Source organism: Ruegeria sp. CDSA021 (assembly GCF_059612325.1).
This window is the reverse complement of sequence record NZ_JBXWQJ010000010.1, coordinates 79,733-102,309: the sequence shown is the minus strand read 5'-3', so window position 1 is coordinate 102,309 and position 22,577 is coordinate 79,733. Positions and strand designations below refer to the sequence as shown.

General features: G+C 56.8%; 21 protein-coding genes. 5 read left to right on the top strand and 16 right to left on the bottom strand.

Going from position 1 to position 22,577, the window contains the following annotated elements:
- Nucleotides 1-61: 61 nt before the first annotated feature.
- The 12 genes from AC2FLD_RS14450 to AC2FLD_RS14395 all read right to left on the bottom strand — a co-directional run bounded on the left by AC2FLD_RS14450 (nt 62) and on the right by AC2FLD_RS14395 (nt 13,026).
- Nucleotides 62-2,515, bottom strand: coding sequence for a GcvT family protein (locus tag AC2FLD_RS14450; RefSeq protein ID WP_496670041.1), 2,454 nt, complete (start codon nt 2,513-2,515; stop codon nt 62-64).
- Between the two features lie 90 nt (nt 2,516-2,605).
- On the bottom strand, nt 2,606-3,583 hold the full coding sequence (locus tag AC2FLD_RS14445) for a GlxA family transcriptional regulator (protein ID WP_496670042.1): 978 nt from the start codon (nt 3,581-3,583) through the stop codon (nt 2,606-2,608).
- Nucleotides 3,584-3,591: 8 nt separating this feature from the next.
- Entirely contained in the window at nt 3,592-4,485 is an 894-nt protein-coding gene (locus AC2FLD_RS14440) for a homocysteine S-methyltransferase family protein (protein ID WP_496670043.1), read from the bottom strand.
- 11 nt (nt 4,486-4,496) lie between these two features.
- Complete coding sequence (locus AC2FLD_RS14435; RefSeq protein ID WP_496670044.1) at nt 4,497-5,549, bottom strand: alcohol dehydrogenase family protein; 1,053 nt, start codon at nt 5,547-5,549, stop codon at nt 4,497-4,499.
- Between the two features lies 1 nt (nt 5,550).
- A complete protein-coding gene (locus AC2FLD_RS14430; RefSeq protein ID WP_496670045.1) occupies nt 5,551-6,027 on the bottom strand; it encodes a cupin domain-containing protein in 477 nt (158 codons plus the stop codon).
- A gap of 18 nt (nt 6,028-6,045) precedes the next feature.
- Nucleotides 6,046-8,493 (bottom strand): GcvT family protein, encoded by a 2,448-nt coding sequence (locus tag AC2FLD_RS14425; RefSeq protein WP_050604953.1) that lies wholly within the window; start codon nt 8,491-8,493, stop codon nt 6,046-6,048.
- 15 nt (nt 8,494-8,508) lie between these two features.
- Nucleotides 8,509-8,889, bottom strand: a complete 381-nt coding sequence (locus tag AC2FLD_RS14420; RefSeq protein WP_050604952.1) for a GFA family protein — start codon at nt 8,887-8,889, stop codon at nt 8,509-8,511.
- 4 nt (nt 8,890-8,893) lie between these two features.
- Nucleotides 8,894-9,517 (bottom strand): LysE family translocator, encoded by a 624-nt coding sequence (locus tag AC2FLD_RS14415; RefSeq protein WP_050604951.1) that lies wholly within the window; start codon nt 9,515-9,517, stop codon nt 8,894-8,896.
- Nucleotides 9,517-10,086, bottom strand: a complete 570-nt coding sequence (locus AC2FLD_RS14410) for a helix-turn-helix domain-containing protein (RefSeq protein ID WP_496670046.1) — start codon at nt 10,084-10,086, stop codon at nt 9,517-9,519. Before AC2FLD_RS14410 ends, AC2FLD_RS14415 begins: the two co-directional genes overlap by 1 nt.
- Before the next feature lie 347 nt (nt 10,087-10,433).
- Complete coding sequence (locus AC2FLD_RS14405) at nt 10,434-11,114, bottom strand: hypothetical protein (RefSeq protein WP_496670047.1); 681 nt, start codon at nt 11,112-11,114, stop codon at nt 10,434-10,436.
- Nucleotides 11,115-11,324: 210 nt separating this feature from the next.
- A complete protein-coding gene (locus AC2FLD_RS14400; protein WP_496670048.1) occupies nt 11,325-11,780 on the bottom strand; it encodes a GAF domain-containing protein in 456 nt (151 codons plus the stop codon).
- A gap of 73 nt (nt 11,781-11,853) precedes the next feature.
- Nucleotides 11,854-13,026 (bottom strand): thiolase family protein, encoded by a 1,173-nt coding sequence (locus AC2FLD_RS14395; protein WP_496670049.1) that lies wholly within the window; start codon nt 13,024-13,026, stop codon nt 11,854-11,856.
- 103 nt (nt 13,027-13,129) lie between these two features.
- Between AC2FLD_RS14395 and AC2FLD_RS14390 the strand changes: the two genes are divergently transcribed.
- The 3 genes from AC2FLD_RS14390 (at nt 13,130) to AC2FLD_RS14380 (ending at nt 15,731) form a co-directional block, all read left to right on the top strand.
- Nucleotides 13,130-13,468 carry an STAS domain-containing protein gene (locus tag AC2FLD_RS14390; protein ID WP_496670050.1) on the top strand — a complete coding sequence of 113 codons (339 nt, stop codon included), beginning with the start codon at nt 13,130-13,132 and terminating at the stop codon, nt 13,466-13,468.
- A gap of 15 nt (nt 13,469-13,483) precedes the next feature.
- Nucleotides 13,484-13,948 carry an ATP-binding protein gene (locus AC2FLD_RS14385; RefSeq protein WP_496670051.1) on the top strand — a complete coding sequence of 155 codons (465 nt, stop codon included), beginning with the start codon at nt 13,484-13,486 and terminating at the stop codon, nt 13,946-13,948.
- Between the two features lie 205 nt (nt 13,949-14,153).
- Nucleotides 14,154-15,731, top strand: coding sequence for a gamma-glutamyltransferase family protein (locus AC2FLD_RS14380; protein ID WP_496670052.1), 1,578 nt, complete (start codon nt 14,154-14,156; stop codon nt 15,729-15,731).
- Nucleotides 15,732-15,766: 35 nt separating this feature from the next.
- On the opposite strand, the gene hspQ is transcribed toward AC2FLD_RS14380, so the two are convergent.
- A complete protein-coding gene (hspQ, locus tag AC2FLD_RS14375) occupies nt 15,767-16,093 on the bottom strand; it encodes a heat shock protein HspQ (RefSeq protein WP_050604943.1) in 327 nt (108 codons plus the stop codon).
- 80 nt (nt 16,094-16,173) lie between these two features.
- Between hspQ and AC2FLD_RS14370 the strand changes: the two genes are divergently transcribed.
- Both AC2FLD_RS14370 and AC2FLD_RS14365 read left to right on the top strand, forming a co-directional pair.
- Complete coding sequence (locus AC2FLD_RS14370; RefSeq protein WP_496670053.1) at nt 16,174-17,055, top strand: AEC family transporter; 882 nt, start codon at nt 16,174-16,176, stop codon at nt 17,053-17,055.
- Between the two features lie 61 nt (nt 17,056-17,116).
- Nucleotides 17,117-17,698, top strand: a complete 582-nt coding sequence (locus AC2FLD_RS14365; RefSeq protein ID WP_050604941.1) for a transglycosylase SLT domain-containing protein — start codon at nt 17,117-17,119, stop codon at nt 17,696-17,698.
- A gap of 14 nt (nt 17,699-17,712) precedes the next feature.
- Here AC2FLD_RS14365 and AC2FLD_RS14360 read toward each other — a convergent pair whose 3' ends face one another.
- Genes AC2FLD_RS14360 through AC2FLD_RS14350 form a run of 3 tightly spaced genes read right to left on the bottom strand, consistent with a single transcriptional unit; the run spans nt 17,713 to nt 22,469 of the window.
- The gene (locus AC2FLD_RS14360; RefSeq protein ID WP_050604940.1) at nt 17,713-18,309 is read right to left on the bottom strand and encodes a LolA family protein; all 597 of its coding nucleotides are present in this window, start codon (nt 18,307-18,309) and stop codon (nt 17,713-17,715) included.
- A gap of 39 nt (nt 18,310-18,348) precedes the next feature.
- Nucleotides 18,349-21,273, bottom strand: a complete 2,925-nt coding sequence (locus AC2FLD_RS14355; RefSeq protein WP_496670054.1) for a DNA translocase FtsK — start codon at nt 21,271-21,273, stop codon at nt 18,349-18,351.
- Between the two features lie 14 nt (nt 21,274-21,287).
- Nucleotides 21,288-22,469, bottom strand: coding sequence for an aminotransferase class I/II-fold pyridoxal phosphate-dependent enzyme (locus AC2FLD_RS14350; RefSeq protein ID WP_496670055.1), 1,182 nt, complete (start codon nt 22,467-22,469; stop codon nt 21,288-21,290).
- Between the last annotated feature and the right edge of the window lie 108 nt (nt 22,470-22,577).

The following is a 22,577-nucleotide window of genomic DNA, read 5'->3' as shown; positions in this document are numbered from 1 at the left end:
TAAAAATCCCTGTGGGGGCACCCGAAACGGGTAGCGGGGGCAGAGCCCTCTACCCTCTGATTTAGACCTTAACCCGTTCTGATTTTGGATCATACATCGGCTTCAGCGACGCTTCGGCTTTGACTTTCACGCCACAAACGTCGATCTCGTAGCTCGAAGCCAGGACGTCCGCGGCTTTCTCTCCTTCGCAGGGCACATAGCCTAAACCAATAGCACCACCGAGAGTGTGGCCATAGTTGCCGGAACTTAGATAGCCGACATACTCACCGTCGCGGACAATCGGTTCATTGTGGAACAACAGCGGTTCGGACTCCGTCAGGCGGAACTGCACCAGACGATTTTTGGGGCCGCTCTCTTTCCGTGCGATCACGGCCTCGCGCCCAATGAAATCGCTGCCTTTGTCCACCTTGACAGCAAAGCCCAGGCCAGCGTCGACAACGTGATCTTCGCAGGTAATATCGTGACCAAAATGGCGGAAGCCCTTTTCGATCCGGCAGCTGTCCATCATGTGCATACCACAGAGCTTCAGACCCATGTCCTGCCCGGCGTCATGCAGGGTTTCGAAGACGTGGCCCGCCATATCCGAAGAGACATAGATCTCCCATCCAAGCTCGCCTACATAGGTGACACGGTGAGCACGTGCGAGGCCCATGCCAATCTCGATCTCCTGTGCTGTGCCGAACGGATTGGTCGCGTTCGTGAAATCGTTGGGTGAGACTTTTTCCATCAGCGCGCGCGCATTCGGACCCATGATGGCCAGGACGCCTTCGCCGGCGGTCACGTCGGTGATGACCACGTTGAAATTACCTGCATGGCGCTGCATCCAGGTCTGATCCGCCAGACGGGTCGCCGCCGGGGTTACCACCAGATAAGAGGTTTCGGTCAGTCGGGTCACGGTGACGTCCGCCTCAATCCCACCTGTGCGGTTTAGAAACTGCGTGTAGACGATCTTGCCATTGGGCACCGAGTAGTCGCCGCCGCCGATATAGTTCATGAATCTCTCGGCATCCGGGCCTTCGACACGGATTTTGCCAAAGGAAGACATGTCATACATGCCCACATTTTCGCGTACCGCCATGTGTTCGGCAGCCGAATTCTCGAACCAGTTCTGGCGTTTCCAGCTGTACTGGTATTCGCGCTCCTGACCGTCATTCGCAAACCAGTTGGCGCGTTCCCAACCGGCCAGTTCGCCCATAACGGCGCCCTGTTCCAGCAGGTGATGATGGAACGGCGTCCGGCGAATACCACGCGCGGTGGCTTTCTGGCGATAAGGGTAATGGTCCGCATAGAGCAGACCCAGAGTCTCTTTCGAGCGCTCGAACAGGTACTTCTTGTTGCCCTGGAACGGTTGCATTCGGCTGACGTCCACGTCGCCAAGGTCAAAGGGCTTCTCGCCCGCGTCCATCCATTCAGCCAGCGCCATTCCCGCGCCACCGGCAGATTGGATGCCAATCGAGTTGAACCCGGCGGCAATCCAGACATTGTCCATCTCGGGCGCCAGACCCAGATGGTACGCATCATCGGGCGTGAAGCTTTCAGGACCGTTGAAGAAGGTGTGGATACCCGCCTCGGCCAGCATTGGCATCCGTTCGCAAGCGGCTTCAAGGATCGGCTCAAAATGGTCGAAATCTTCGGGCAGCTGATCGAACTCGAACGTGTCAGGGATACCATTCGTTGCCCAGGGTTTCGCGTTAGGTTCGAACGCGCCTAGCAGGATTTTACCTGCATCTTCCTTGTAGTAGGCGCACTCGTCAGGCACACGCAGCACTGGCAGCTGGGTCAGACCGTCGATGTTCTCGGTCACGATATAGAAGTGTTCACACGCATGAAGCGGTACATTCACACCGGCCATCCGGCCAACTTCGTGCCCCCACATACCCGCGCAGTTCACCACCATGTCGCATTCGATGTGGCCCGAGGCGCTGCCATCATCGGCGACCCAGTCCACACCAGTGACCGCCCGGCCCTGTTTGACGATGTCGGTGACCTTCACCCGCTCTTTCACTACAGCGCCGCGCTGACGCGCGCCTTTGGCCAAGGCCAGTGCAATATTGGCCGGATCACCTTGCCCGTCCAATGGTAGATAAACAGCCCCCTTGACGTCTTCGAGATTGATGTGTGGGTACAGTTCCTGCACGCGCTCATTCGAGATTTCTTCGACCTCGACACCAAAGGCCCGCGCCATCGCGGCCTGACGATAGATCTCTTCCTTGCGCTCTTCGGTCAAGGCCACGGTGATTGACCCGCAGCGCTTGAAGCCCGTGGCAACGCCGGTTTCTTCTTCCAGCGAGCCATAAAGTTCCTGGCTGTATTTCGCCAGCTTGGTCATGTTTGCGGTGGCACGCAGCTGCGCAATAAGGCCTGCCGCGTGCCAGGTGGTACCACTGGTCAGCTGTTTGCGTTCCAGCAGCACGACATCCTTCCAGCCCTTCTTGGTCAGGTGATAAGCGACCGAGCATCCGATGACGCCGCCGCCGATGATGACCACTCGGGCCTTGCTGGGAAGATCAACCATTGTGACGACTCCGCTAGTGTTTGATTCTGGCCAGAATGCCACGGGGGATCGACAACAAATGCACTAAAAGCGTCACGGTATCCGGGAAAATCATCTTTGTGCGGCCTGGCGTTTTTCCCGCCTCATGACAAAGGGCGTGACACCGAAGAAGCTTTTGTAAACAGACGAAAATCCGTTGGGGAAACCGCAGGCCATACCGATCTCACGCACGCTCATCGTGGTGTTCATCAGAAGATTATTGGCCTTGGCCAGACGCATTTCGCGATAGAACCCGTTGGGTGTGGTGGCGAAAAAGGATTTGAACTTACGCTCCAGCGATCGATTCGACAGGCTCAGATCCTCGACAATCTGCCGAATAGGCAGGGGGTCTTCGATATTCTCTTGCATCAGCTTAATGCATTGATCCAGCTTGGCGTCGCCGGTGGCCGTGGTCTTTGCCCCTGAAAATGGCTGCATGGATGAGAAATCGCGAATCTGCTCATGCAGCATGATATCCGCGACCGTCATTTTCGTCGGTCCTGAAATATGCCGCCCGATGACGGCCAATGCGATGTCGGCTGTGGCCCCCATTCCGGCACATGTAACCACCGGCCCGTTTTCCGTGGCGATTGAGAGTTTAGCCTCGAACCGGGCACCTCGTTCGCGTAGGAAAGAGGCGTTTTCCCAATGGGTCGCCAGATGTTCGGTGCCGTTTTCGTCTATGTAACGACTGGCAGCTTCAGACAGAAGAAAGACCTGTGCACCGCGATACGTGTAATCCGAAACGATACGGCCAAGCGAAAGGTCAGGTTGATCCGGGTCGGAGTTGCCAATGACAAAGAGATAATCGGCCTTGGGTTGCGGTGGCAGTTTTGTTGTCGAAACTACGGCGTCACTGCTGCTGGCCACATCGCCACCGCGCAGTGACCGATACGTGTAGGTGAAAGGCGGTGAAGCACAGACGCGGTTAGCCACCCGCAGAACATCCACAAGCGAGGCGAGTTCCAACAACACAAAACCCGGCGCGACGATAATGTCGAACTGCCAGAAGGTCTGTTGTGAATCGCTCTGTTTCGACTCTGCTGCCATCAGCGTTCTCAGACGATACTGTGTCCGGCCGTCCGCAATCGGTTGGCCAGCGTTTCGATGTGATCTGGGCCTATTTCGCAGCATCCGCCGACGATCGTGGCCCCCTGATCGACCCATCGCATGACATGATCCGCATAGGCATCCGGACCAAGGTCATGTCGTTGTTCCAAAGTGTCCACCGTAGGCGCATCTTCGAGGAACCCGTCCGAGATATGTGTGAACCCATTGGCATAGGCCCCAAATGGCAAGGACATGCCCGACAGGATGTCCAATGCTGCCGGGATCGCCTCGGGGCGCGAACAATTGATCAGCACAGCATCCGGTGAATACTCTTCGACCAATGTAGCTATGTCCGCCAAGGGTTCACCGGACCTGAGAAAGCTTCCTTCATCGTCATTGACCGACAGGGCCAGCCACACCGGTTTTTCAGACCCGGTTGTGCCGCGTAGCGCACCTTCGGCTTCGAGCACTGAAGAAACCGTTTCAATTAGGAACAGATCTACCTTATCCGCCATCAAACTGACCAATTCACCAAATTTTTGGGCGGCCTCGCTCGGGTCTGGCTGTAGGTCAGGTCTGTATGAGGCCAGCAATGGCCCCAGTGATCCCGCAACACGATTCTTCGTCCCTTCACAAGCGGCCTGAGCCTGCGACAGCGCGATGTTGATAAGAGTTTCCAACTGATCTTCGATGTTTTCGAACCGCAGTCGGGACCGGTGAACTGCATAAGTGTTGGTCGTTGCAATCGTCGCCCCGCGCCGAAAGTACTCTGCATGAACTTCGCGCACCAGTTCGGGGCGATCGATCATGACCCGGGTTGACCAAAGCGCCGTTGGCGCATCACCACTGCGCTTGACCAGTTCCTGCCCAATCGAGCCGTCCAAAAGGGTAATATCTGCCATGCCATCGCTCCTTAAGGCACAAGGACCAGTTTGCCCGGAAAGGCCTTGGATTGAAAATCAGCCTGCGCCAAGGCGATCTCACGCAGCGGATAAGTTCGCGAGATCAGCGGTTTGATCCGTCCCACATTCATCAATTCCACAAGGCGGCCAAAGACTTCGGGGGTCTGATGTGTACACCCATGAATCGTGATGTCGCGCAAGTAGATGTCCCGCAGATCGGCCTGAACAATTGGGCCTGCGATTGCGCCTGACACGGCGTAATGCCCGCCGGGTTTCAAGGCCAGGATCAGCGATGCCCAAGCGAGGCCGCCCACCACATCGATCACTGCGTCGAACATATCCTGCGGCGGCGATTCATCACGGTCAATCGTAGCTTTTGCCCCTTGGGATTTGACGACCTCGGCTTTCGCGGCACCTGTTACGCCCCAGACCGTGGCCCCGCGCAGTGCTGCGAGTTGCACAGCGGCCAGACCAACACCACCTGACGCACCGGTGATCAATACCTTTTGTCCTGCCGTCACACCTGCGCGGGTCAGCAGGTTCTCGGCGGTGCCAAAGGCGCAGGGAATGGCTGCAATTTCAACATCCGACAGAGGCGAGGTGCTGACGTCGTACAGATCATCCGCCTCAACCAGACAGTATTGCGCAAAGGCGCCGTCGATCTCGGACCCAAGCGCGATGAACCCCTGAGGATTTCCCGGGCGCGGGCGCGGCAAGTTGATCGGGCAGGTCACGCGTTGGCCCAGGCTGAAATGAACCCCGTCACCCACAGCCTCGACAATACCGCACAGATCCCCACCTTGAATGCGGGGGAAGTGCAAGGCACCGCCCCACCCACCGGATTCGACGTCCTGATCTACGGTGTCCGTGGCCCCCGTCACCTCGGACGCGTACCAACCAACTCGGGTGTTGATATCCGTGTTGTTCACACCCGCCGCGGCGACGCGAACAAGCACCTGGCCCAGACCGGGCTCGGGCACTGGAATATCTTCGCGCCACTCCAACGCTTCGGGTCCACCGTGACCAGTCAAGTAGACGCCAGACATGGATTTTGGAACGGCCATCTCAGACCTCATCATCCGGATGCAGTGGGACAGGGCCCATGGGAACGATGTCATACCGCGCGTTGAGATCGGCCATCTTGGCCTCGTCGGCAAAGTCGGTTTCGCTCATCTTTGCAAGTTCGGCAAGGAACCCATCAAACCCCGAAGGCTGAAAGATCATGAGCATTTTGGCTGGCGTATCACCCGCCACACGACAGGCATGCGGCACTCCGGGCGGCACGTGCATCGTGGTGCCCTGTCCACATCGATGCCAATCACCATCGACATAGAAATCAACCTGACCTTCCAGAAAATAGAAGGTTTCGGCGTGGGTGTCGTGACAATGAAGACCAAGCGCAAAACTGGCCTTCAGATTGTCTTCCATAAGCGTGTATGCGCCATCTGTGTCCTGACCTGACACCTTCACGTAGGTATGGTCATTTTCCCAGTCATAGCTGGGGCCCTCACCAGGCCCCAGTTTGGCGTATCGTTTGCTCATGGCTGTCTCCGCAAGAGGTTAAGCGCGCAACCGCTCGTTCTCGGGATCCCAGAGCGGTTGATCCTGCTCTACCACAGCACGGAACTTTTGACCGTAGATTTCGACCTCAAGTTCAGTACCGGGGTTCGCAAGATCGGCCTTGATCATGCCCAGCGCGATGGATTTGCCAACACGGTATCCCCATGCGCCCGAAGTGGTCTCACCTACGATCTCATCGCCTTGCCAGATGCAGGACATATATGGCGCGTCGCAATCTCCCGCATCAACAGTCAGGGTGACGAATGATTTCTTCACACCCTGCTGTTTTTCGTTCAGGATCGCCGCTTTTCCGGGGAAGTCCTGTGGTTTGTCCAGCTTCACAAACCGCTCCAACCCGCCTTCGAGCAGCGAGTAGTCGGTCGACAGATCGCCTTTCCAAGCGCGATACCCTTTTTCGATCCGCAGCGAGTTCAGCGCATACATCCCAAACGGCTTGGCACCCGCCTCGATGATCGCATCATAGATCGCAGGCATATGCTCGTTCAGCGCATGCACTTCCCAACCCAGCTCACCGGCGAAGGAAACGCGGATCAGGTAGGCAGGCTGCCCCGCGACGGTGGCGGACTGGTGGGTCAGCCATCCGGAGGTCAGATCAGCATCGCTCATACTCGACAGGATCTCACGCGATTTCGGACCAGTGACGATCAGCGTGTCGCGCGTGGTTGTGACATCCGTAATCGACACAGTGGCAGGCAACGCGTTCATCAGAATATCGCGGTCGTGCCATTGCGCAGTCGCCGCGGTGATCATCACGAACTCGTCTTCTCCCAGACGGATGCAGGACATCTCGGTCAGAATACGACCACGGTCGTCGGAGACGTAGATGAGGTTCATCCGGCCGACCTTGGGCAATCCACCGGTTGCGAGGCCGCGCAACGCCTCGGCGGCACCTTCTCCATTGACCATGAAGCGCGAGAAACCTGGCAAATCCAGTACGCCACAATGGTCTCGCACGGCCTCGCATTCTTCTTTGATCCGCTGCTCCCACGGGCCGGAACGGCCCCAGGTATGGGTCGCCTCAAGCGAGGTGTCATCGCCCGGCTTCGCGAACCAGTTGGCCCGCTCCCATCCGTTGTAGGCACCCATCACACCGCCCAGCGCTTTGACCTTGTCATGTACCGGCGACAGCTTCTTGTCACGCGCAGCAGGCCATTCGTGGTGGGGGAAATGCATGGCGTATTCGTTGCCGTAAACCTCCAGACCCTTCTGATTGCAGTAGTCCTGATCAGTGTAATCGGTGTAGCGGCGCGGATCGACGGCCCACATATCCCATTCGGTTGCGCCTTCGACAATCCACTCTGCCAGCACCTTGCCTGCACCACCGCCCTGCGCGATGCCGAATGTAAATGTGTGTGCCTCAAACGCGTTTTTCACACCGGGCATCGGGCCAATCAGCGGCAACCCATCCGGTGCATAGGGGATCGGCCCGTTGATGACACGACCAACACCCGAGGTCGCCATCAGCGGAACCCGCTCCATCGCGTCGGTCATGATGTCTTCGATCCGATCCAGGTCATCATTCCACAGCTGGAAGCTGAAATCCTCGGGCATGGGGTCGTCTTCCGTCATCCAGTGGCCCTTGCAGTTGGGCTCATAAGGACCAAGGTTGAAGCCATGCTTCTCCTGCCGCAGGTAATAGGATACGTCCACATCTCGCAGCAGAGGCAGCTTGGCACCGCTTTCCTTGGTCCATGCTTCGATCTCGGGGATCTCGTCCGTCAACAGGTACTGGTGGCTCATGACCATCGCAGGAACGGTACGACCTCCGAAGGGTTTGAACCACTCGCCCACGCGCTGGGCATAATACCCGGCTGCGTTCACAACATAGTCACAGGCAATATCGCCTTTTTCGGTCTGTACGGTCCATGTACCGTCATCATGCTGCGTCACGCCCGTTGCCGGGGTGAAGCGCAGGATTTTCTGCCCCATGTCCCGAGCGCCTTTCGCAAGCGCCTGAGTCAACTGAGCCGGATCGATATCACCATCCGACGGATCAAAAAGAACGCCCTCGAGATCATGGGTTTCCAGGAAGGGATAACGCTCTTTAGCTTCTTCCGGGGTCCACATTTCCATCGGGATGCCTTGATAGCGTCCCATCGCCATTGCGCGTTCGAATTCCTGAACCCGCTCTTTCGAATGCGCCAGACGGATTGACCCGGTCTGGTGGTAGTTCATCGGATAATCGACCTCGTCGCCCAGCCGCGAATACAGCTCGGTCGAGTACCGCTGCATGTTCATGATCGCCCAAGAGGTCGAGAAGGTCGGAACGTTACCCGCCGCGTGCCAGGTCGAGCCTGCAGTCAGTTCGTTCTTCTCCAGCAGGACACAATCGGTCCAGCCTTTCTTGGCCAGGTGATAAAGGGACGAGGCCCCCACCACACCGCCACCGATAATGACCACGCGGGCTTTTGTCGGAAAGTCACTCATGTGTTTTGTTCCCTGTTACTGTGCCTCTTGAGGCAGATCGTCCGTGATGTCGTAGTAATCGCCCTTGTCGGCGACAAAGATGTGCTTCGAGAGCATCAAACCCGTGGGTTCGCGGAGCGCACCCATGGAAACTGAAATCGTGTCCTCGTCATTGTGCTGCCAGAAGAGGAACGAGCCACACGCACTGCAAAACCCACGCCGGGCGATGTCAGAGGCGCGAAACCAGCTGAGTGTATCGCTTGCAGTGAAGCTAAGGTTGTCCTGATGGGTCGAAGTCGACGCCCAGACATGGCCCGATTGCGTTCGGCACTGGCTGCAATGGCAGACCGAGGGCGGCGACAGATCTCCGTCGATTGTAAATGCGACTGCGCCGCACAGGCAGGATCCGGTATGCATGTGTTTACCCCCTTGCTGCGGGCGAGCTGCTGGCCCCTAACAACACGCCGTAGATGACAAAACAGGTCGCCATTACGCGACGGACCCAAATGTTGAACACGGCCCCCAGCGCCGCTTTGCCCATCAGCGCACCTAACAGGGTGAAGCCGGTGTAGCTGAGCGTTGTGATGATCAGCGCCGTGGGCATGATCACTCCCATCTGCTGCCAGATTGGCACGTCGGGCTGAACGAATTGTGAGAAGGCGGCGAGGTATCCGGCCACGCTTTTGGGATTGATCGCCGCAACAGCCAGCGCATGAAAATAGACGTGCCGAGCCGGCCTTTCGGAGGCCGGTGCAGGTTTTGCAGCATTCATCCATCCACGTATTCCAACCCAGATCAGAAACCCTGCACCCAATAGCTTGACGATAAAGAACCCGGTCGGAGAGGCGGCAATCAAAGCAGTAACGCCCAGCGCAGACAGGATAAGAAAGGCGCTTGCCTGCGTGAGGATTGCCAGAACACCCAACATCGCCTTGGGGAACGGCAAACTCATCCCGTTCGAGATGCAATTGACTGCGTTCGGGCCCGGCGTGGTCACGAATACCACCCAGAACAGCGCGAATATGGTCCAGGCTTCAAAGCTCATCAATACACCGGTGGAGCGATGACCCAGATGGCCACCGCGGGCTCATCATAGGGGTTAGACCATTGATAAGGTTCGTGTTTGATCCGAAAACTGTCACCTGGCCCGACGGAAAATGCGCGTGATCCGATGTTCAGATCCAATCGGCCAGAGATCATGTAGCCCACTTCTTGCGTCGGGCGATTGGCGGGCGTCTGCATCTTCGAATTGGGCTCGAACGTGGAATGCACCATTTCGAAGTCATCGGTCAGATCCGGCGAGAGCAACTCTTCGATCAGCCCTTCTTCGCCCGACCCCATGGGACGACGTGACCCCGCGCGCACAACATACCCTTGCTCGTCTGCAGGTGCAGCTGAATGCGCAAACAACATCGACATGGGGACGCCAAGGCACTCGGCGATCTGGCGCAGGTCCGAGATCGAGGGGGCGGACATGTCGCGTTCAACCTGACTCACCCATCCCACCGACCGATCCAGCCGCGTTGCAATCTCGGTCAAGGTCAATCCTCGGGCCTTGCGCAAGGCCCTTAGGTCGGCTCCGAGTGTCGCGCTTTGGGGGGCATGGCTGTTCACTGGCCACTCCGAATCTTGTGAAATTTTTCTTCCTATTTTCACGATGAAGCAAGTTTGTGAAATTTCCAAGCATTTTTTCACGCATGGTTTTCGATTGGATTTTGAATTGTGCAGACCGCCAACCGCCGAGTTGACGACCGCAGGCAAACTTGGCCCTTAAGAACCGGCAGGTGAAAGGGTATCGAAAATATGAAACTAACAAGTTATGCGAAATGGCTTCAGACAGCTATTTGACTTCGGAAAGACGTCGCGCGGCGCTCCCTTGCCGTGTTTCCATCAAGAAGGGCTATCCTTCACGCCCTGGGTACTTCCCGGAACACGTTCAATGTCGGAAAGCTCGTTTGGCTTCAGAATTGAAGACCCGCAAAAACCTTCACTTCATCCAGCACATGTTGCGGCCAACGACGGCTGAAACTATCAGCAATCGTTTCGCGTTTCTCCGGCTCAAGCCCGGCGAGCAAACTGGGAAAGCGGCGCCGGTTTCTGGGTAAAGTCCACATTTCGATATCATTTTCGAAACAGTAGCGGGCAAAACGTACATCAACGAACTTCTCACTGCCCTCCATGTAATCCAGAGGTGGAAACAGTGATCCGGACAGCATGACGGTTCCGGTTCCCAACTGATGGACTCTGGTAGAGTATGTGAGCTTTTGATTCATCCGCAATAACGTGCGTTGCCGTATCGACCTTGGCGTCGGGTTTGAGAACGTCGTCGCGTGATAACCGAAGACGCGCTTATCCATTCCAACGCCCCGCGCACGGCGCAGGGTCTGACGGGCATAGTTGTCGGCATATTCGATATCGTCATCGACAAGAAAAACGGTGTCTTCAGGATCAGGTTGGAAAATAAACTTGCCGACATCCTTATAGTCCCGCTCGGGGATCACAGCAGTGACGTTGTCGAACTCGTTCAGAAAGCCAGGTACATCGTGATACTCATTCAGGCAGAGGAACACCCTGTCGACCTGCGACGCACTGCTTGCCACCGAATGAGGTAAAACGCCCACACGATCCGGGAAGGTTGCCATATGCGCGCGTTTTATCCCTTTTTTGGGCGCCCCGCCTGTGACCCTCGGATTGATTTCAGCTTCTTGAATCCCTGAGAAACACCCAAAAAAGAACCTTCGCTATGGATTTTGATATGAGATCGCTTCGAAACCCGCAAGGCGAACTCGAAATAGCCGTGCAATCCCCCGGAAATCCTTGGTTTTGATGCAAGCCAGCAACGACTGCGACAGTTAGGACTCTACAAAAACAGCCGTCAGAATATCTTGGAGTTTTTGCGCATCCAACGATGAGAATGCAGCTGGCTGATCGCTATCAATGTCAAAAACAGCAATGATATCGCCTGACTGATCCCGCACCGGAAGGACAAGTTCAGATCGGGTTGAAGACGCGCATGCAATATGACCCGGGAAAGCGTCAACATCCGGCACAAGCTGCACCTTGCCTGTCTTCGCTGCGGCACCGCAAACGCCGCGTTCGAACGGGATGACAAGGCACCCATGCCCACCTTGATAAGGGCCGATTTTTAGCAAACCAGGTTCCACCACACGATAAAATCCGGTCCAGTCAAAGCGGTCGTCAGAATGATGCACCTCGCACGCGACCGTGGCCATCAAAGCGACCTGATCCGTTTCGCCTTCGGTCAATGCTGCGATTGTGTTGGTCAGGCTGTCGTAATCGACTGTCATTGGTTCTTATCCATTGGGACTGCGCGGGGGCGCTGCCCCCGCACCCCCGAAGTATTTGGAAAAAGATGAAGGGTCAAACGCGTTCGATTGCAATCGCGGTGCCTTCGCCGCCGCCGATGCAGATGGCCGCAACTCCTCGTTTGAGGTCTCGCTTCTCCAATGCGTTCAGCAATGTAACCATGATGCGCGCGCCCGAGGCACCGATAGGATGACCCAGCGCACAGGCGCCGCCATTCACGTTCACTTTGTCGCGCGGCAATCCCATTTCATGCATGAACGCCATCGGCACAACCGCGAAGGCTTCGTTGACTTCCCACAGGTCAACATCCTCCTTGCTCCAGCCGATGCGGGACAATAGTTTCTGTGCGGCCGGAACCGGCGCAGTGGTAAACAGCCCGGGTGCCTGGGCGTGACTGGCGTGACCCAAAACACGGGCACGCACCGCCAGCCCTTGCGCTTCGGCCGCCTCGGCCGAAGCCAGAACAAGCGCCGCGGCCCCGTCCGAAATCGAAGAGGAGTTGGCGGCCGTCACTGTACCGTCCTTGCGAAACGCGGGTTTCAGCGTAGGAATTTTATCAGGGCGGGCAGAATTTGGTTGCTCATCGGTGTCGTGCACAAACTCACCCTTTCGAGTACGAACTGTGACCGGAGCAATTTCCCGATCAAATGCACCGTTTTCCTGTGCGGTCAGGGCGTTCGACAGAGACTGCAGCGCATACTCATCCTGCGCTTCGCGGGTGAACTGATAGGCTTCGGCACAATCCTCGGCAAAGGTGCCCATCAGACGGCCTTTGTCATAGGCGTCTTCGAGCCCGTCCAGGAACATATGATCGACCACCTGACCGTGGCCAATGCGGGCACCACCGCGCATCTTGGGCAGCAGGTAGGGGGCATTCGTCATACTCTCCATTCCGCCTGCAACCATTGTATCCGCATGGCCCAAGGCAATCTGGTCAAAGGCAACCATTGCCGCTTTCATGCCCGAGCCGCACATCTTGTTCAGCGTTGTTGCCGGGACCTCTTCGCCCAAACCAGCGGCAAAACCTGCCTGCCGCGCGGGGGCCTGGCCCTGCCCCGCTGGCAAAACACATCCCATCAGAACTTCATCAACTGATTGTGCCCCTGCCTGGCTTAACGCCGCCCGGATCGCGTCCCCCCCAAGGTCGGCTGCCGCAACCCCATCGAACATGCCTTGAAAACCACCCATTGGCGTTCTGGCGGCCCCTGCAATCACAACATCTTTCATCCGGGTTTTCCTCCTGCTTTTCGGTTCTTAAATACCGAATGGTAAGAATTGGCGTCTAGCGTATTTCTACGACTCATTTTTCAGTTTGGAGGGTGCCCAAACCATGGGGCTGACCAGCGCGTCAAACGGCGCAACGCAGATTATCACCGTTCATTCCGACCGGATCGATGCCGCAATGGCCATTCAGTTCAAGGAAGACATGCGCTCGGAAACCGAGACCGGCGCAGATCGCGTTGTGCTGGATCTATCCGGCGTTCAGTTCATCGATTCCAGCGGTCTGGGTGCCATTGTGGCGTCGATGAAGCAGCTGGGCAAAGACCGGCAACTGGATCTGGCCGGGCCGCAGCCAGTGGTCGAGAAAGTTTTTCGCCTGACGCGCATGGATACTGTTTTCCGGTTGTTTTCAACACTGGACGACGCGCTGTCCGCGCCAGATGCGTAACCAAGGCAGGAGTGAATGGGCGTGGAGCCAATTTGTAACAAGACCTGCCTGGAGCTAAGCTTCCACGCGACGGACACAGAAGCCAGCGCAGGTATCGCGCGGCCTAGCAGTGGTCTGGCAAATCATGGCTTGCCACCTCATAAATCGGACGATGTGAAGATTGCATTGGCCGAAGCAATCAACAACGTGGTGGAACACGCATACAATGGCATTGCACCGGCCAATGTTCAGGTCACTTGCCGACTGGACCGGGATAGGCTGGACATCCTGATCTCGGATACCGGCCATCCGCTGCCCGGTTTTCGGATGCCGGACGGAACGCCTGCACCGCTGGGGGAAACAACGCAAGACCTGCCGGAAGGGGGGTTTGGCTGGTTCCTGATTCATCAGCTCACCAGTGACATCCGGTATGAGCGCCGAGATGGGTGCAATCGGCTTTCCCAGCGGTTTAACTTCGGCAATGCGCCTAATCGGGCATAACTGGTCACAATAACGCCATTTTCGAAACATTGTCGCGCCGCAAACAACCGCCATACAGTGACTCGTAGCTCAGATAGCTTCCCTCGGCGCCACTTATCACAGCCCCCACCCAGTGAAAGGCGCCGAGGAACTTCTCTCCTGAAATCTCTGGACAATCCTGGATCAGTGAATAGCTTTCCCTTGTTTCAGGGAGAAAGAGCACACCATGAGGGATCTGCATAAACCAGGCCGGTCAGAAGTTTTTGCGACGCACGGGATGTGTGCAACATCTCACCCGCTTGCAGCTAAAGTAGCGATCGACACTCTGGAACAGGGCGGCAATGCAATGGACGCCGCTATTGCCGGAGCGGTCCTGCTGGGAATTTGCGAGCCGCAGATGACCGGGTTGGGCGGCGATTGCTTTGTTCTGTTCAACCGGGCTGGGGAAAGCCGAATCCGAGCCTTGAACGGTTCAGGCCGATCGCCAGCTGCAGCTCAGGCACAGCTTTTGCGCGATCAGGGCCTTTCATCTGTGCCCTTGAACGGGCCGGATGCCGTGACAATTCCCGGTGCTGTGGACGCGTTCTGCCATCTGGCAGAGACTGAAGGGCGTTTGGGGTTGGACGCGATCCTGACCCCTGCAATTCACTACGCGGAAGCGGGTGTTCCCGTTGCGCCCCGAGTTGCGTTTGACTGGAGAATTGGGGCGGAAACCCTGCAAGGTTCGGCGCGCGACCACTATCTGATCGACGGGCAAGCCCCTTCAGTCGGACAGATCTTTCGCGCGCCAGGTCAAGCCGAAGTATTGCGTCGGATCGCAAGCGAAGGTCGCGGCGCGTTTTATTCGGGCGACATTGCCGAGGACATGATTGCAGCCTTGTCCGCTCGCGGCGGCGTCCACACCGCTGAGGACTTTCAAAACGCGGGATGTAGCGACGCTCAGCCCATGCGCGGAGAATACAAAGGCGTTGATCTGGTGGAACATCCGCCAAACGGCCAAGGCGCGACTGCGATTTTGCTGCTGAATATCCTGAAACACTTTGATCTGACCCACATGGATCCATTCGGAGCAGACCGGATTCACATCGAGGCAGAGGCGACCAAACTGGCCTATGATGCACGCAACAGATTCATCGCAGACCCAGACCATATGGCCAGAGCAGAGCGCTTTCTTGACCCTGAACTGGCCGCCAAGCTGGCCGCGCTCATTGATCCCAAACGTGCAATACCTGCGGCGGCACCTTTGACCGAAGCCATTCACAAGGACACTGTCTATATCACTGTCGTTGACCGCGATCGGATGGCCGTGTCGTTGATCTACTCGATCTTTTACAGTTTTGGATCGGGCATCGCATCAGAAAAATATGGTATCTTGCTTCAGAACAGAGGCGCTGGATTCACGCTGGAGCCGAGCCACCCGAACGAGCTGGGCGGCGGCAAGCGTCCGATGCACACGATTATTCCGGGGATGCTGACCGAAAACGACCGCGTCACGATGCCCTTTGGCGTGATGGGCGGAGCGTATCAACCAACTGGCCACGCGCGATTTGTGTCCAATCTCAGAGATTTCGGCCTTGAACTGCAAGAGGCCATCAACGCCCCTCGCGCATTCTTCGACGGATCTGTTCTGAAGCTGGAACGTGGCTACCCAGAAGAGGTGCTGAAACAATTGACAGAAATTGGACACACTGTCGAAACACCCGAAACGCCACTAGGGGGTGCGCAAGCGATCCGAATCCGGGAAGACGGTGTTTTGGAAGGTGCCAGCGACCCGCGCAAGGACGGCTGCGCCCTTGGATACTAGCAGGCGCACAACCGCCACCGAGGTGGCAGGTAACTTTAGTTCAGGTGGAAATGCAGGGGGTATGCGCCGTCTTCGAACGGACCAAACATATTGGGGATATCCGGGTGCTCGACCGGCTCTCCGGAATAGTCGGCAACCAAATTTTGTTCTGAAACATAAGCAACATAGAAGGATTGGTCGTTCTCAGCCAACAGGTGATAGAATGGCTGCTCTTTCCGTGGACGGCTGTCTTCAGGGATGGCCTGATACCATTCCTCGGTATTTGAAAATTCTGGATCCACGTCAAAGATTACCCCTCGGAAAGGGTGTTTTTTGTGACGAACCACCTGGCCTAAGCCGTATTTTGCACGTGTCTTTAGCATTGTTTCAGCCCCCAGAGCATTTACTACCCGTTTCTGGCCCGAAAAGCCAATCATTGATGTGAAACTCAGGGAAACAGTCTGTGAACCTAATACTGACAGTGTTCGAAATCGTAGCGCCGGTCTTTCTGTTGGCGGGGATTGGTTTTGCCTGGGTCAAACTGGGGTTCGAGTATCGCCTGCAGTTCGTCACCCGCTTTGCGACAACCCTGGCAATGCCCAGCCTGATCTTTGTTGCCCTCATGCAAACCGAAATCCCGGGCGGAGATCTTTCGCGCTTCACAATGGCGACCTTGCTTGCAAATCTTTTGCTGGCGTTGGTGTTCTGGCTGATCGTTCGCGGCTTGAAACTGGATCAGAGAACTTACCTGTCACCTTTGATTTTTGGTAATACCGGCAACCTCGGCCTGCCGTTGTGCATTTTTGCCTTTGGTCAGATCGGCTTGGGCTATGCAGTCATCTTTCTGTCTGTAACTGCACTGTTTTCCTTCACCTATGGGATTTATCTGGTCGCAGGAAAAGGTGCATGGGGCCAGGTTGTGCGCCAGCCGATGGCTTGGGCTACGATCCTTGGTGCAGTTTTTCTTTGGCAAGGCTGGCAAACACCTAAATTCCTGACAAACACATTGGAGCTCTTGGGGCAAATGGCCGTCCCACTGATGCTGGTCACCGTCGGCGTGGCAATCGCCCGCCTGACGTCACGTAGCCTGGGGCAAGCGATCTGGCTGTCAGCGTTGAAGCTGACCGTGTGTTTTGCTTTGGGATGGGGTATCGGGGTGCTGTTTGATCTGGACACCATCGCTTTTGGCGTTCTGATATTGCAGATCTGTACGCCGGTTGCGGTAACCTCTTACCTGTTGGCAGAACGGTTTGGGGCCGATTCCGATGCAGTCGCTGGCATGGTCATGGTATCCACCGTGCTTTCCGTCGCAGCGTTACCGGTTATTCTGGCTATCGTTTTATAACGATTGTGATTTCATAATTACTCAATCTGCGTTAGAATGCCCCAAAAAAGGCACGAGGCACATGAGCAGAATTCTTATCGTACTCTTCGGGGTGCTGCTTCTGGCATCCTGTGGGGGTGGCTCCAAACAGCCGCCCAGCAGATTGAACGACGCGTGCAGCATTGCGCGTGAAAAGCCTGACTACATCAAGGCCTTCAAAAACACCGAGCGCAAATGGGGCGTTCCCGTTCACGTTCAGATGGCCACGATCTATCAGGAAAGCCGCTATCGCCATGATGCGCGCACCCCGCATAGATACGTTTTAGGCGTCATCCCGATGGGTCGTCAAAGCAGCGCTTACGGCTACGGTCAGGCGCTTGATGGTACGTGGGAGCAATACCAGCGCGAAACCGGAAAACGCCGGGCCAAGCGGGATCGTATCCGCGACGCGTCAGACTTCATCGGCTGGTACATGAATAAAAGCAACGAACGTAACGGCATCCACCCGGCAGATACGCGCAATCAATACCTCGCTTATCACGAAGGTCATACCGGGTACGCGCGCGGCAGTTACAACAGCAAATCCTGGTTGTTGAACGTGGCCAATGACGTGGACGCGCGTGCGCAATTGTACCAAGCGCAGTTGGCGAACTGCAGATACTGACACATTCGGGCGGGTCAGCGATTGCCTGACCCGACCCTCTTTCTGTTCGAGAACAAGCCCTGATCGAGGCGTCCACCTTCATTCAGCGCACCGAGCAGAACGCTTGTCTGCCCACCGGCGTTATCGTGAATCACCCATTTGCGCAATTCGACCGGGTTGTCCGTAAACATAAGCTCAATCCGGCCTGCCTCGGGGTTCTTGGGGTCTTGTGCCGTGACCACGGTGGCTGTGCCGTCAAAGCTGTGGCCTACGACCATATTGGCCTGACCCAAGTTCACATTCCGCGCCAATACAATGGACAGCGGCGTACGCTTCAGCGGGTATTGCTCGGGGGGCTGGTTGGATTTCGGATCGAAAATCTGAACACTGCCCGAACGTGCCAAAACAACTGCGCTATTGGGTGGGTCATATTCGAACCGCATCTTGCCCGGGCGCTGCATCCACAGCTTACCGGTGCTCAACGATCCGTCATCGTTCACTTGCGTGAAAGTCGTCTCAACCGTTTTCAATCCGTTCAGGTAATTCGAAATCTGCGAAAGCGGCAGCTTATCCGCCGCCCATGCGGCAGGAGCGGCCAGTGTCAAAGCAAGGGCAAAAGCGATCTGTTTCATGCCGTACAGATAGGCCTTCTGCCCTTGTTATTAAATATCTTACTGCTCGGGGACGAGGATTTCCCTCTTACCGACGTGATTTGCCGCAGAAACAACGCCTTCGTCTTCCATCTGCTCAACCAGCCGCGCAGCTTTGTTGTAGCCAATGGCAAGTTTTCGCTGAATGTAAGAGGTCGAACATTTGCGATCCTTGATCACAATCGCCACCGCCTGATCATACAGGGCATCCTCTCCGTTTGTATTGCCGCCGGTGCTCAGACCCAGAACAGCGTCGATATTGTCAGCCTTGTCCTCAGCCGGGCCGTCCAGCACCGTGTTCACGTAGTCTGGCGGACCAAACTGTTTCAGGTGGTTGACGATTTCCTCGACCTCTTCATCTGAGACGAATGGCCCGTGGCAGCGGGTGATCTTGGCCCCGCCAGCCATATAGAGCATGTCGCCCTGCCCCAGAAGCTGTTCAGCGCCCATTTCACCCAAGATAGTGCGGCTGTCGACTTTCGAGGTCACTTGGAATGAAATCCGCGTCGGGAAGTTGGCCTTGATTGTACCGGTGATCACGTCGACCGAAGGGCGTTGTGTGGCCATGATCAGGTGAATGCCCGAGGCCCGCGCCATCTGTGCCAGACGCTGGATGCAGGCTTCGATTTCCTTGCCTGCAACCATCATCAGGTCAGCCATTTCGTCGACGATCACGACGATATAGGGCATCGCTTCGGGTGCGAATTCTTCGGTCTCAAAGGTTGGCTCGCCGGTTTCATCGTCAAAGCCGGTCTGTACCGTGCGGCTGAACAGCTCGCCCTTGGCCAGCGCGTCTTTCACGCGACCGTTGTAACCGGCAATATTGCGGACACCCATTTTGGACATCTTGCGATAGCGGTCTTCCATCTCACCCACGACCCATTTCAGCGCGACGACCGCCTTTTTCGGGTCGGTGACGACTGGCGAGAGCAGGTGCGGGATGCCGTCATAAACGGAAAGTTCCAGCATCTTCGGATCGATCATGATCAGGCGGCATTCATCCGGTGTCAGCTTGTACAGCAACGACAGGATCATTGTGTTGATTGCCACCGATTTACCGGAACCGGTGGTCCCTGCGATCAGCAAGTGAGGCATCTTGGCCAGGTTCGCCACAACGGATTCGCCGCCAATATCCTTGCCCAGTGCCAGAGGCAGTGCATGATTGCCATCGCCAAAGTCACGGCTGGCGAGAATTTCGCGCAGAACCACCATCTCGCGGTTTTCGTTGGGCAGTTCGATGCCGATGACAGAGCGTCCCGGCAGGGTTGAAACACGTGCCGACAGCGCTGACATCGAACGCGCAATGTCATCGGCCAGGCCAATCACGCGGCTGGCTTTCAAACCCGGAGCCGGTTCCAACTCGTACATGGTGACAACCGGACCAGGGCGAACGCTGACGATCTCACCTTTGACGCCGTAATCATCCAGAACATTTTCCAGCATCCGCGCGTTTTCTTCCAACGCCTCATCACTCAGATGATGACGCTGAATGCTGGCCGGATTCGATAACAATCCCAGCGGAGGCAGTTCGAAATCGGCATGCTTGTCCTCAAACGACAACGCCGGTTGCGCTTCGGCCTGTGCCCGTCGGGATGGCTGCGGTGTGCGGCGCACGGGTTGCGCAACCACGGGTTTTCGCGGTTCGGCCACAGGGATTTTCATTGCAGGTCGCGGCTGCGGTGCGGGCTCTTCAACATCTTCGAAGACCGGGGCATCGTCTACTTCCGGCTCAGACGCATAATGATCCAGCATCGGCTCCGGCGTATATCCCGTCGGTGCCGGATCTTGCCACTCTGTAGTGACATCCGTCGAAACCGGAGGCTCGGGCGGCAAGCCCGCAGCCGTCACCGGCGGCTCCATCGGCAGACCATCCGGCTGGCTTGTATTCAGGATCAGCGGACCAGGGCGGCGGCCTCGACCTTTGGTCAATGGCAGGTTCGGGTCCGGCTCGGGCGTCATCTCACCTGCCGCCACTTTGCGATTGCGTACAGCGGCCGAGATTTTCGACCGGATGCGATCCTCGCCCGGCATCTCATCAAAGCCCGCGATCGGTTCAGGATCGACCAGCTCAGGTTCGGGCATAGGGTCAGGGCGGCGGATAAGCGACGGCATGCGCGACAGCAGTCCGCCTTTCACCGCAGGTTCCGGGCTTTCCAGCTCGGGGTCTTCAAAGATTGGATCAGCGTAAGCCAGATCGTCTTCATAAATGGCCTCTTCCGCCTCAGTACGCGCAAGTTTGCGTTCTTCCCACTGCGCTCGGCGATCCCGTGCCGCTTGCGCCGCCGACGCCGCACCGCGCCCCATCAGGGTCATCAGCATGTCATAGGACATCACAAGGCCCAGCAGGAAGGCGTGGAAACCACGTTTCACGTCGGCCTTAGTGAAGCCCAAAACAAAAATGCCCAGCGCAATCATGCCGACCGCCATGGTCAATGACATTAGCTTGACCAGAAAATGTGAAGAGATCGGCAACAGTGTCAGCAACGCTCCCATGACAGTGTCGCCAAACAAACCGCCCAGCCCATAGCTGTGGGTTGCGCGCCATTCGGCATCGGGAACAAGGGTCGCGGCATAGACCGAGACAACGGCAATCCAGATCGGGGCAAAAATCAACCTTGCGATGGCCCGGTCTTCACCGAAGTGGCCCGCGAAACGCAAACCCCACGCGATCAGAACAAGCGCGATGCCCCAGCTGCCCCACCCCACGATCATGAACAAGGGCGCTGCGATCGACGCGCCAATCCGTCCCATCCAGTTCTGTACCGGGGCGTCGGTCGACACCATCCAGTTCGGATCATCGGGCGTGTAGGACCAGATCATCGCCGCCGCAGCCAAACCCAGCAGAATCAAGGCGATACCGATCAGTTCCTTACTGCGTCGCTCCAAAGCGGCCTGCGTGGTGCTGTCCAACAATGGATCGCGGTTGCGCGCGTTATATGATGCCATTTTGCCCTCGTACCTCACGAATAGATGCAGTCGCGGAGTGTGATCAGACCACGCTGCAACTCTGTTTTTGGGGCCACCAATGCAACCCGGATAAAGCCTTTGCCCGGGTTATTCCCCGGATCACCTTGTGAAAGATATGCGCCCGGCAGAACCCGAACCCCGGTGCCCTTCCAGACTTTCAATGCAGTGTCTTCGCCATTCTCGACCGGCAGCCACAAAAAGAACCCCGCCTCTGGCGACATGTATCCCTGCACACCTGCGAACACATGATCCGCGATAGCGTATTTTTCCTGATACAGCGCACGGTTTTCCTGAACATGTTCCTCATCTGCCCAGACCTTTGCTGCGGCAGCTTGCAAGGGCAGCGGCAGAGGCGACCCGGCATAGGTGCGCAATTGCTTGACTTGCTTGATCGTCTCGGGCCCACCCGTGATCAGCCCCGACCGCAACCCGGCCAGGTTTGAGCGTTTGGAAAGCGAATTGAACAACGTGATCCGCTCAGGATCAGCACCAAGTTCTTGCGCGACGGTCAGAATACCTGTCGGGGCCTTGTCCCGGTAAATCTCGGAATAGCATTCATCCGCGAAAATGCGGAAATCGTATTGCTCGGCCAGACGGATCAGTTCGACCCAATATTCGCGAGAGGCAACAGCCCCCTGCGGGTTGGCAGGCGAACAGATATAGGCCACGGCGGTGCGATTCAGCACATCTGCAGGCAGACCAGCATAGTCCGGCAGATGGCCCGTCGCGGCGGTGGCAGGCACAAAATAGGGCTGCGCTCCTACCGAAAGCAAGGCGACCATATAGACCTGATAAAACGGATTCGGGCACAGGATGATCGGTTGCTGGCCGTTCTTCTGTTCAGGACACAGCGCCATGGCGGCGTTGTACAGCCCCTCACGGGTGCCGTTCAGTGCCATCACATTGGCATCCGGGTCCATCTGGACCCCATAGCGTCGATAAATCCAGTCTGTGATCGCACCACGCAGGTCTTCCGAGCCTTCGTTCGGAGGATACCCCTGAAACCCGGCGGCGTTTTCGATGATGACATCAGTCACCCAGGCCGGAAAATCATGCGTGGGTGCGCCAATGGTCATGTGAACAACGTCACCGCCCGGCTGGTGATGATCCAACAGGGCGCGCAGACGCGGGAATGCATAAGCCGGTAGGTTCGAAAACCGCTCGGGGAAATTCATAATACTGCCTCAATATCGGGGTCATTTGCGCCCCGTTTTTTTAGCAGATTACAGTCCGTGCGCCTCCCCGTCCAGACAAAGAGGTTCCGAATCAGGGGATTGTGGCAT

What these genes read in the sequence shown, in the direction of transcription:
- AC2FLD_RS14450 (WP_496670041.1), bottom strand. Translation starts at nt 2,515, where the DNA reads ATGGTTGATCTTCCCAGCAAGGCCCGAGTGGTCATCATCGGCGGCGGC.
- AC2FLD_RS14445 (WP_496670042.1), bottom strand. Translation starts at nt 3,583, where the DNA reads ATGGCAGCAGAGTCGAAACAGAGCGATTCACAACAGACCTTCTGGCAG.
- AC2FLD_RS14440 (WP_496670043.1), bottom strand. Translation starts at nt 4,485, where the DNA reads ATGGCAGATATTACCCTTTTGGACGGCTCGATTGGGCAGGAACTGGTC.
- AC2FLD_RS14435 (WP_496670044.1), bottom strand. Translation starts at nt 5,549, where the DNA reads ATGGCCGTTCCAAAATCCATGTCTGGCGTCTACTTGACTGGTCACGGT.
- AC2FLD_RS14430 (WP_496670045.1), bottom strand. Translation starts at nt 6,027, where the DNA reads ATGAGCAAACGATACGCCAAACTGGGGCCTGGTGAGGGCCCCAGCTAT.
- AC2FLD_RS14425 (WP_050604953.1), bottom strand. Translation starts at nt 8,493, where the DNA reads ATGAGTGACTTTCCGACAAAAGCCCGCGTGGTCATTATCGGTGGCGGT.
- AC2FLD_RS14420 (WP_050604952.1), bottom strand. Translation starts at nt 8,889, where the DNA reads ATGCATACCGGATCCTGCCTGTGCGGCGCAGTCGCATTTACAATCGAC.
- AC2FLD_RS14415 (WP_050604951.1), bottom strand. Translation starts at nt 9,517, where the DNA reads ATGAGCTTTGAAGCCTGGACCATATTCGCGCTGTTCTGGGTGGTATTC.
- AC2FLD_RS14405 (WP_496670047.1), bottom strand. Translation starts at nt 11,114, where the DNA reads ATGGCAACCTTCCCGGATCGTGTGGGCGTTTTACCTCATTCGGTGGCA.
- AC2FLD_RS14400 (WP_496670048.1), bottom strand. Translation starts at nt 11,780, where the DNA reads ATGACAGTCGATTACGACAGCCTGACCAACACAATCGCAGCATTGACC.
- AC2FLD_RS14395 (WP_496670049.1), bottom strand. Translation starts at nt 13,026, where the DNA reads ATGAAAGATGTTGTGATTGCAGGGGCCGCCAGAACGCCAATGGGTGGT.
- AC2FLD_RS14390 (WP_496670050.1), top strand. Translation starts at nt 13,130, where the DNA reads ATGGGGCTGACCAGCGCGTCAAACGGCGCAACGCAGATTATCACCGTT.
- AC2FLD_RS14385 (WP_496670051.1), top strand. Translation starts at nt 13,484, where the DNA reads ATGGGCGTGGAGCCAATTTGTAACAAGACCTGCCTGGAGCTAAGCTTC.
- AC2FLD_RS14380 (WP_496670052.1), top strand. Translation starts at nt 14,154, where the DNA reads ATGAGGGATCTGCATAAACCAGGCCGGTCAGAAGTTTTTGCGACGCAC.
- hspQ (WP_050604943.1), bottom strand. Translation starts at nt 16,093, where the DNA reads ATGCTAAAGACACGTGCAAAATACGGCTTAGGCCAGGTGGTTCGTCAC.
- AC2FLD_RS14365 (WP_050604941.1), top strand. Translation starts at nt 17,117, where the DNA reads ATGAGCAGAATTCTTATCGTACTCTTCGGGGTGCTGCTTCTGGCATCC.
- AC2FLD_RS14360 (WP_050604940.1), bottom strand. Translation starts at nt 18,309, where the DNA reads ATGAAACAGATCGCTTTTGCCCTTGCTTTGACACTGGCCGCTCCTGCC.
- AC2FLD_RS14355 (WP_496670054.1), bottom strand. Translation starts at nt 21,273, where the DNA reads ATGGCATCATATAACGCGCGCAACCGCGATCCATTGTTGGACAGCACC.
- AC2FLD_RS14350 (WP_496670055.1), bottom strand. Translation starts at nt 22,469, where the DNA reads ATGAATTTCCCCGAGCGGTTTTCGAACCTACCGGCTTATGCATTCCCG.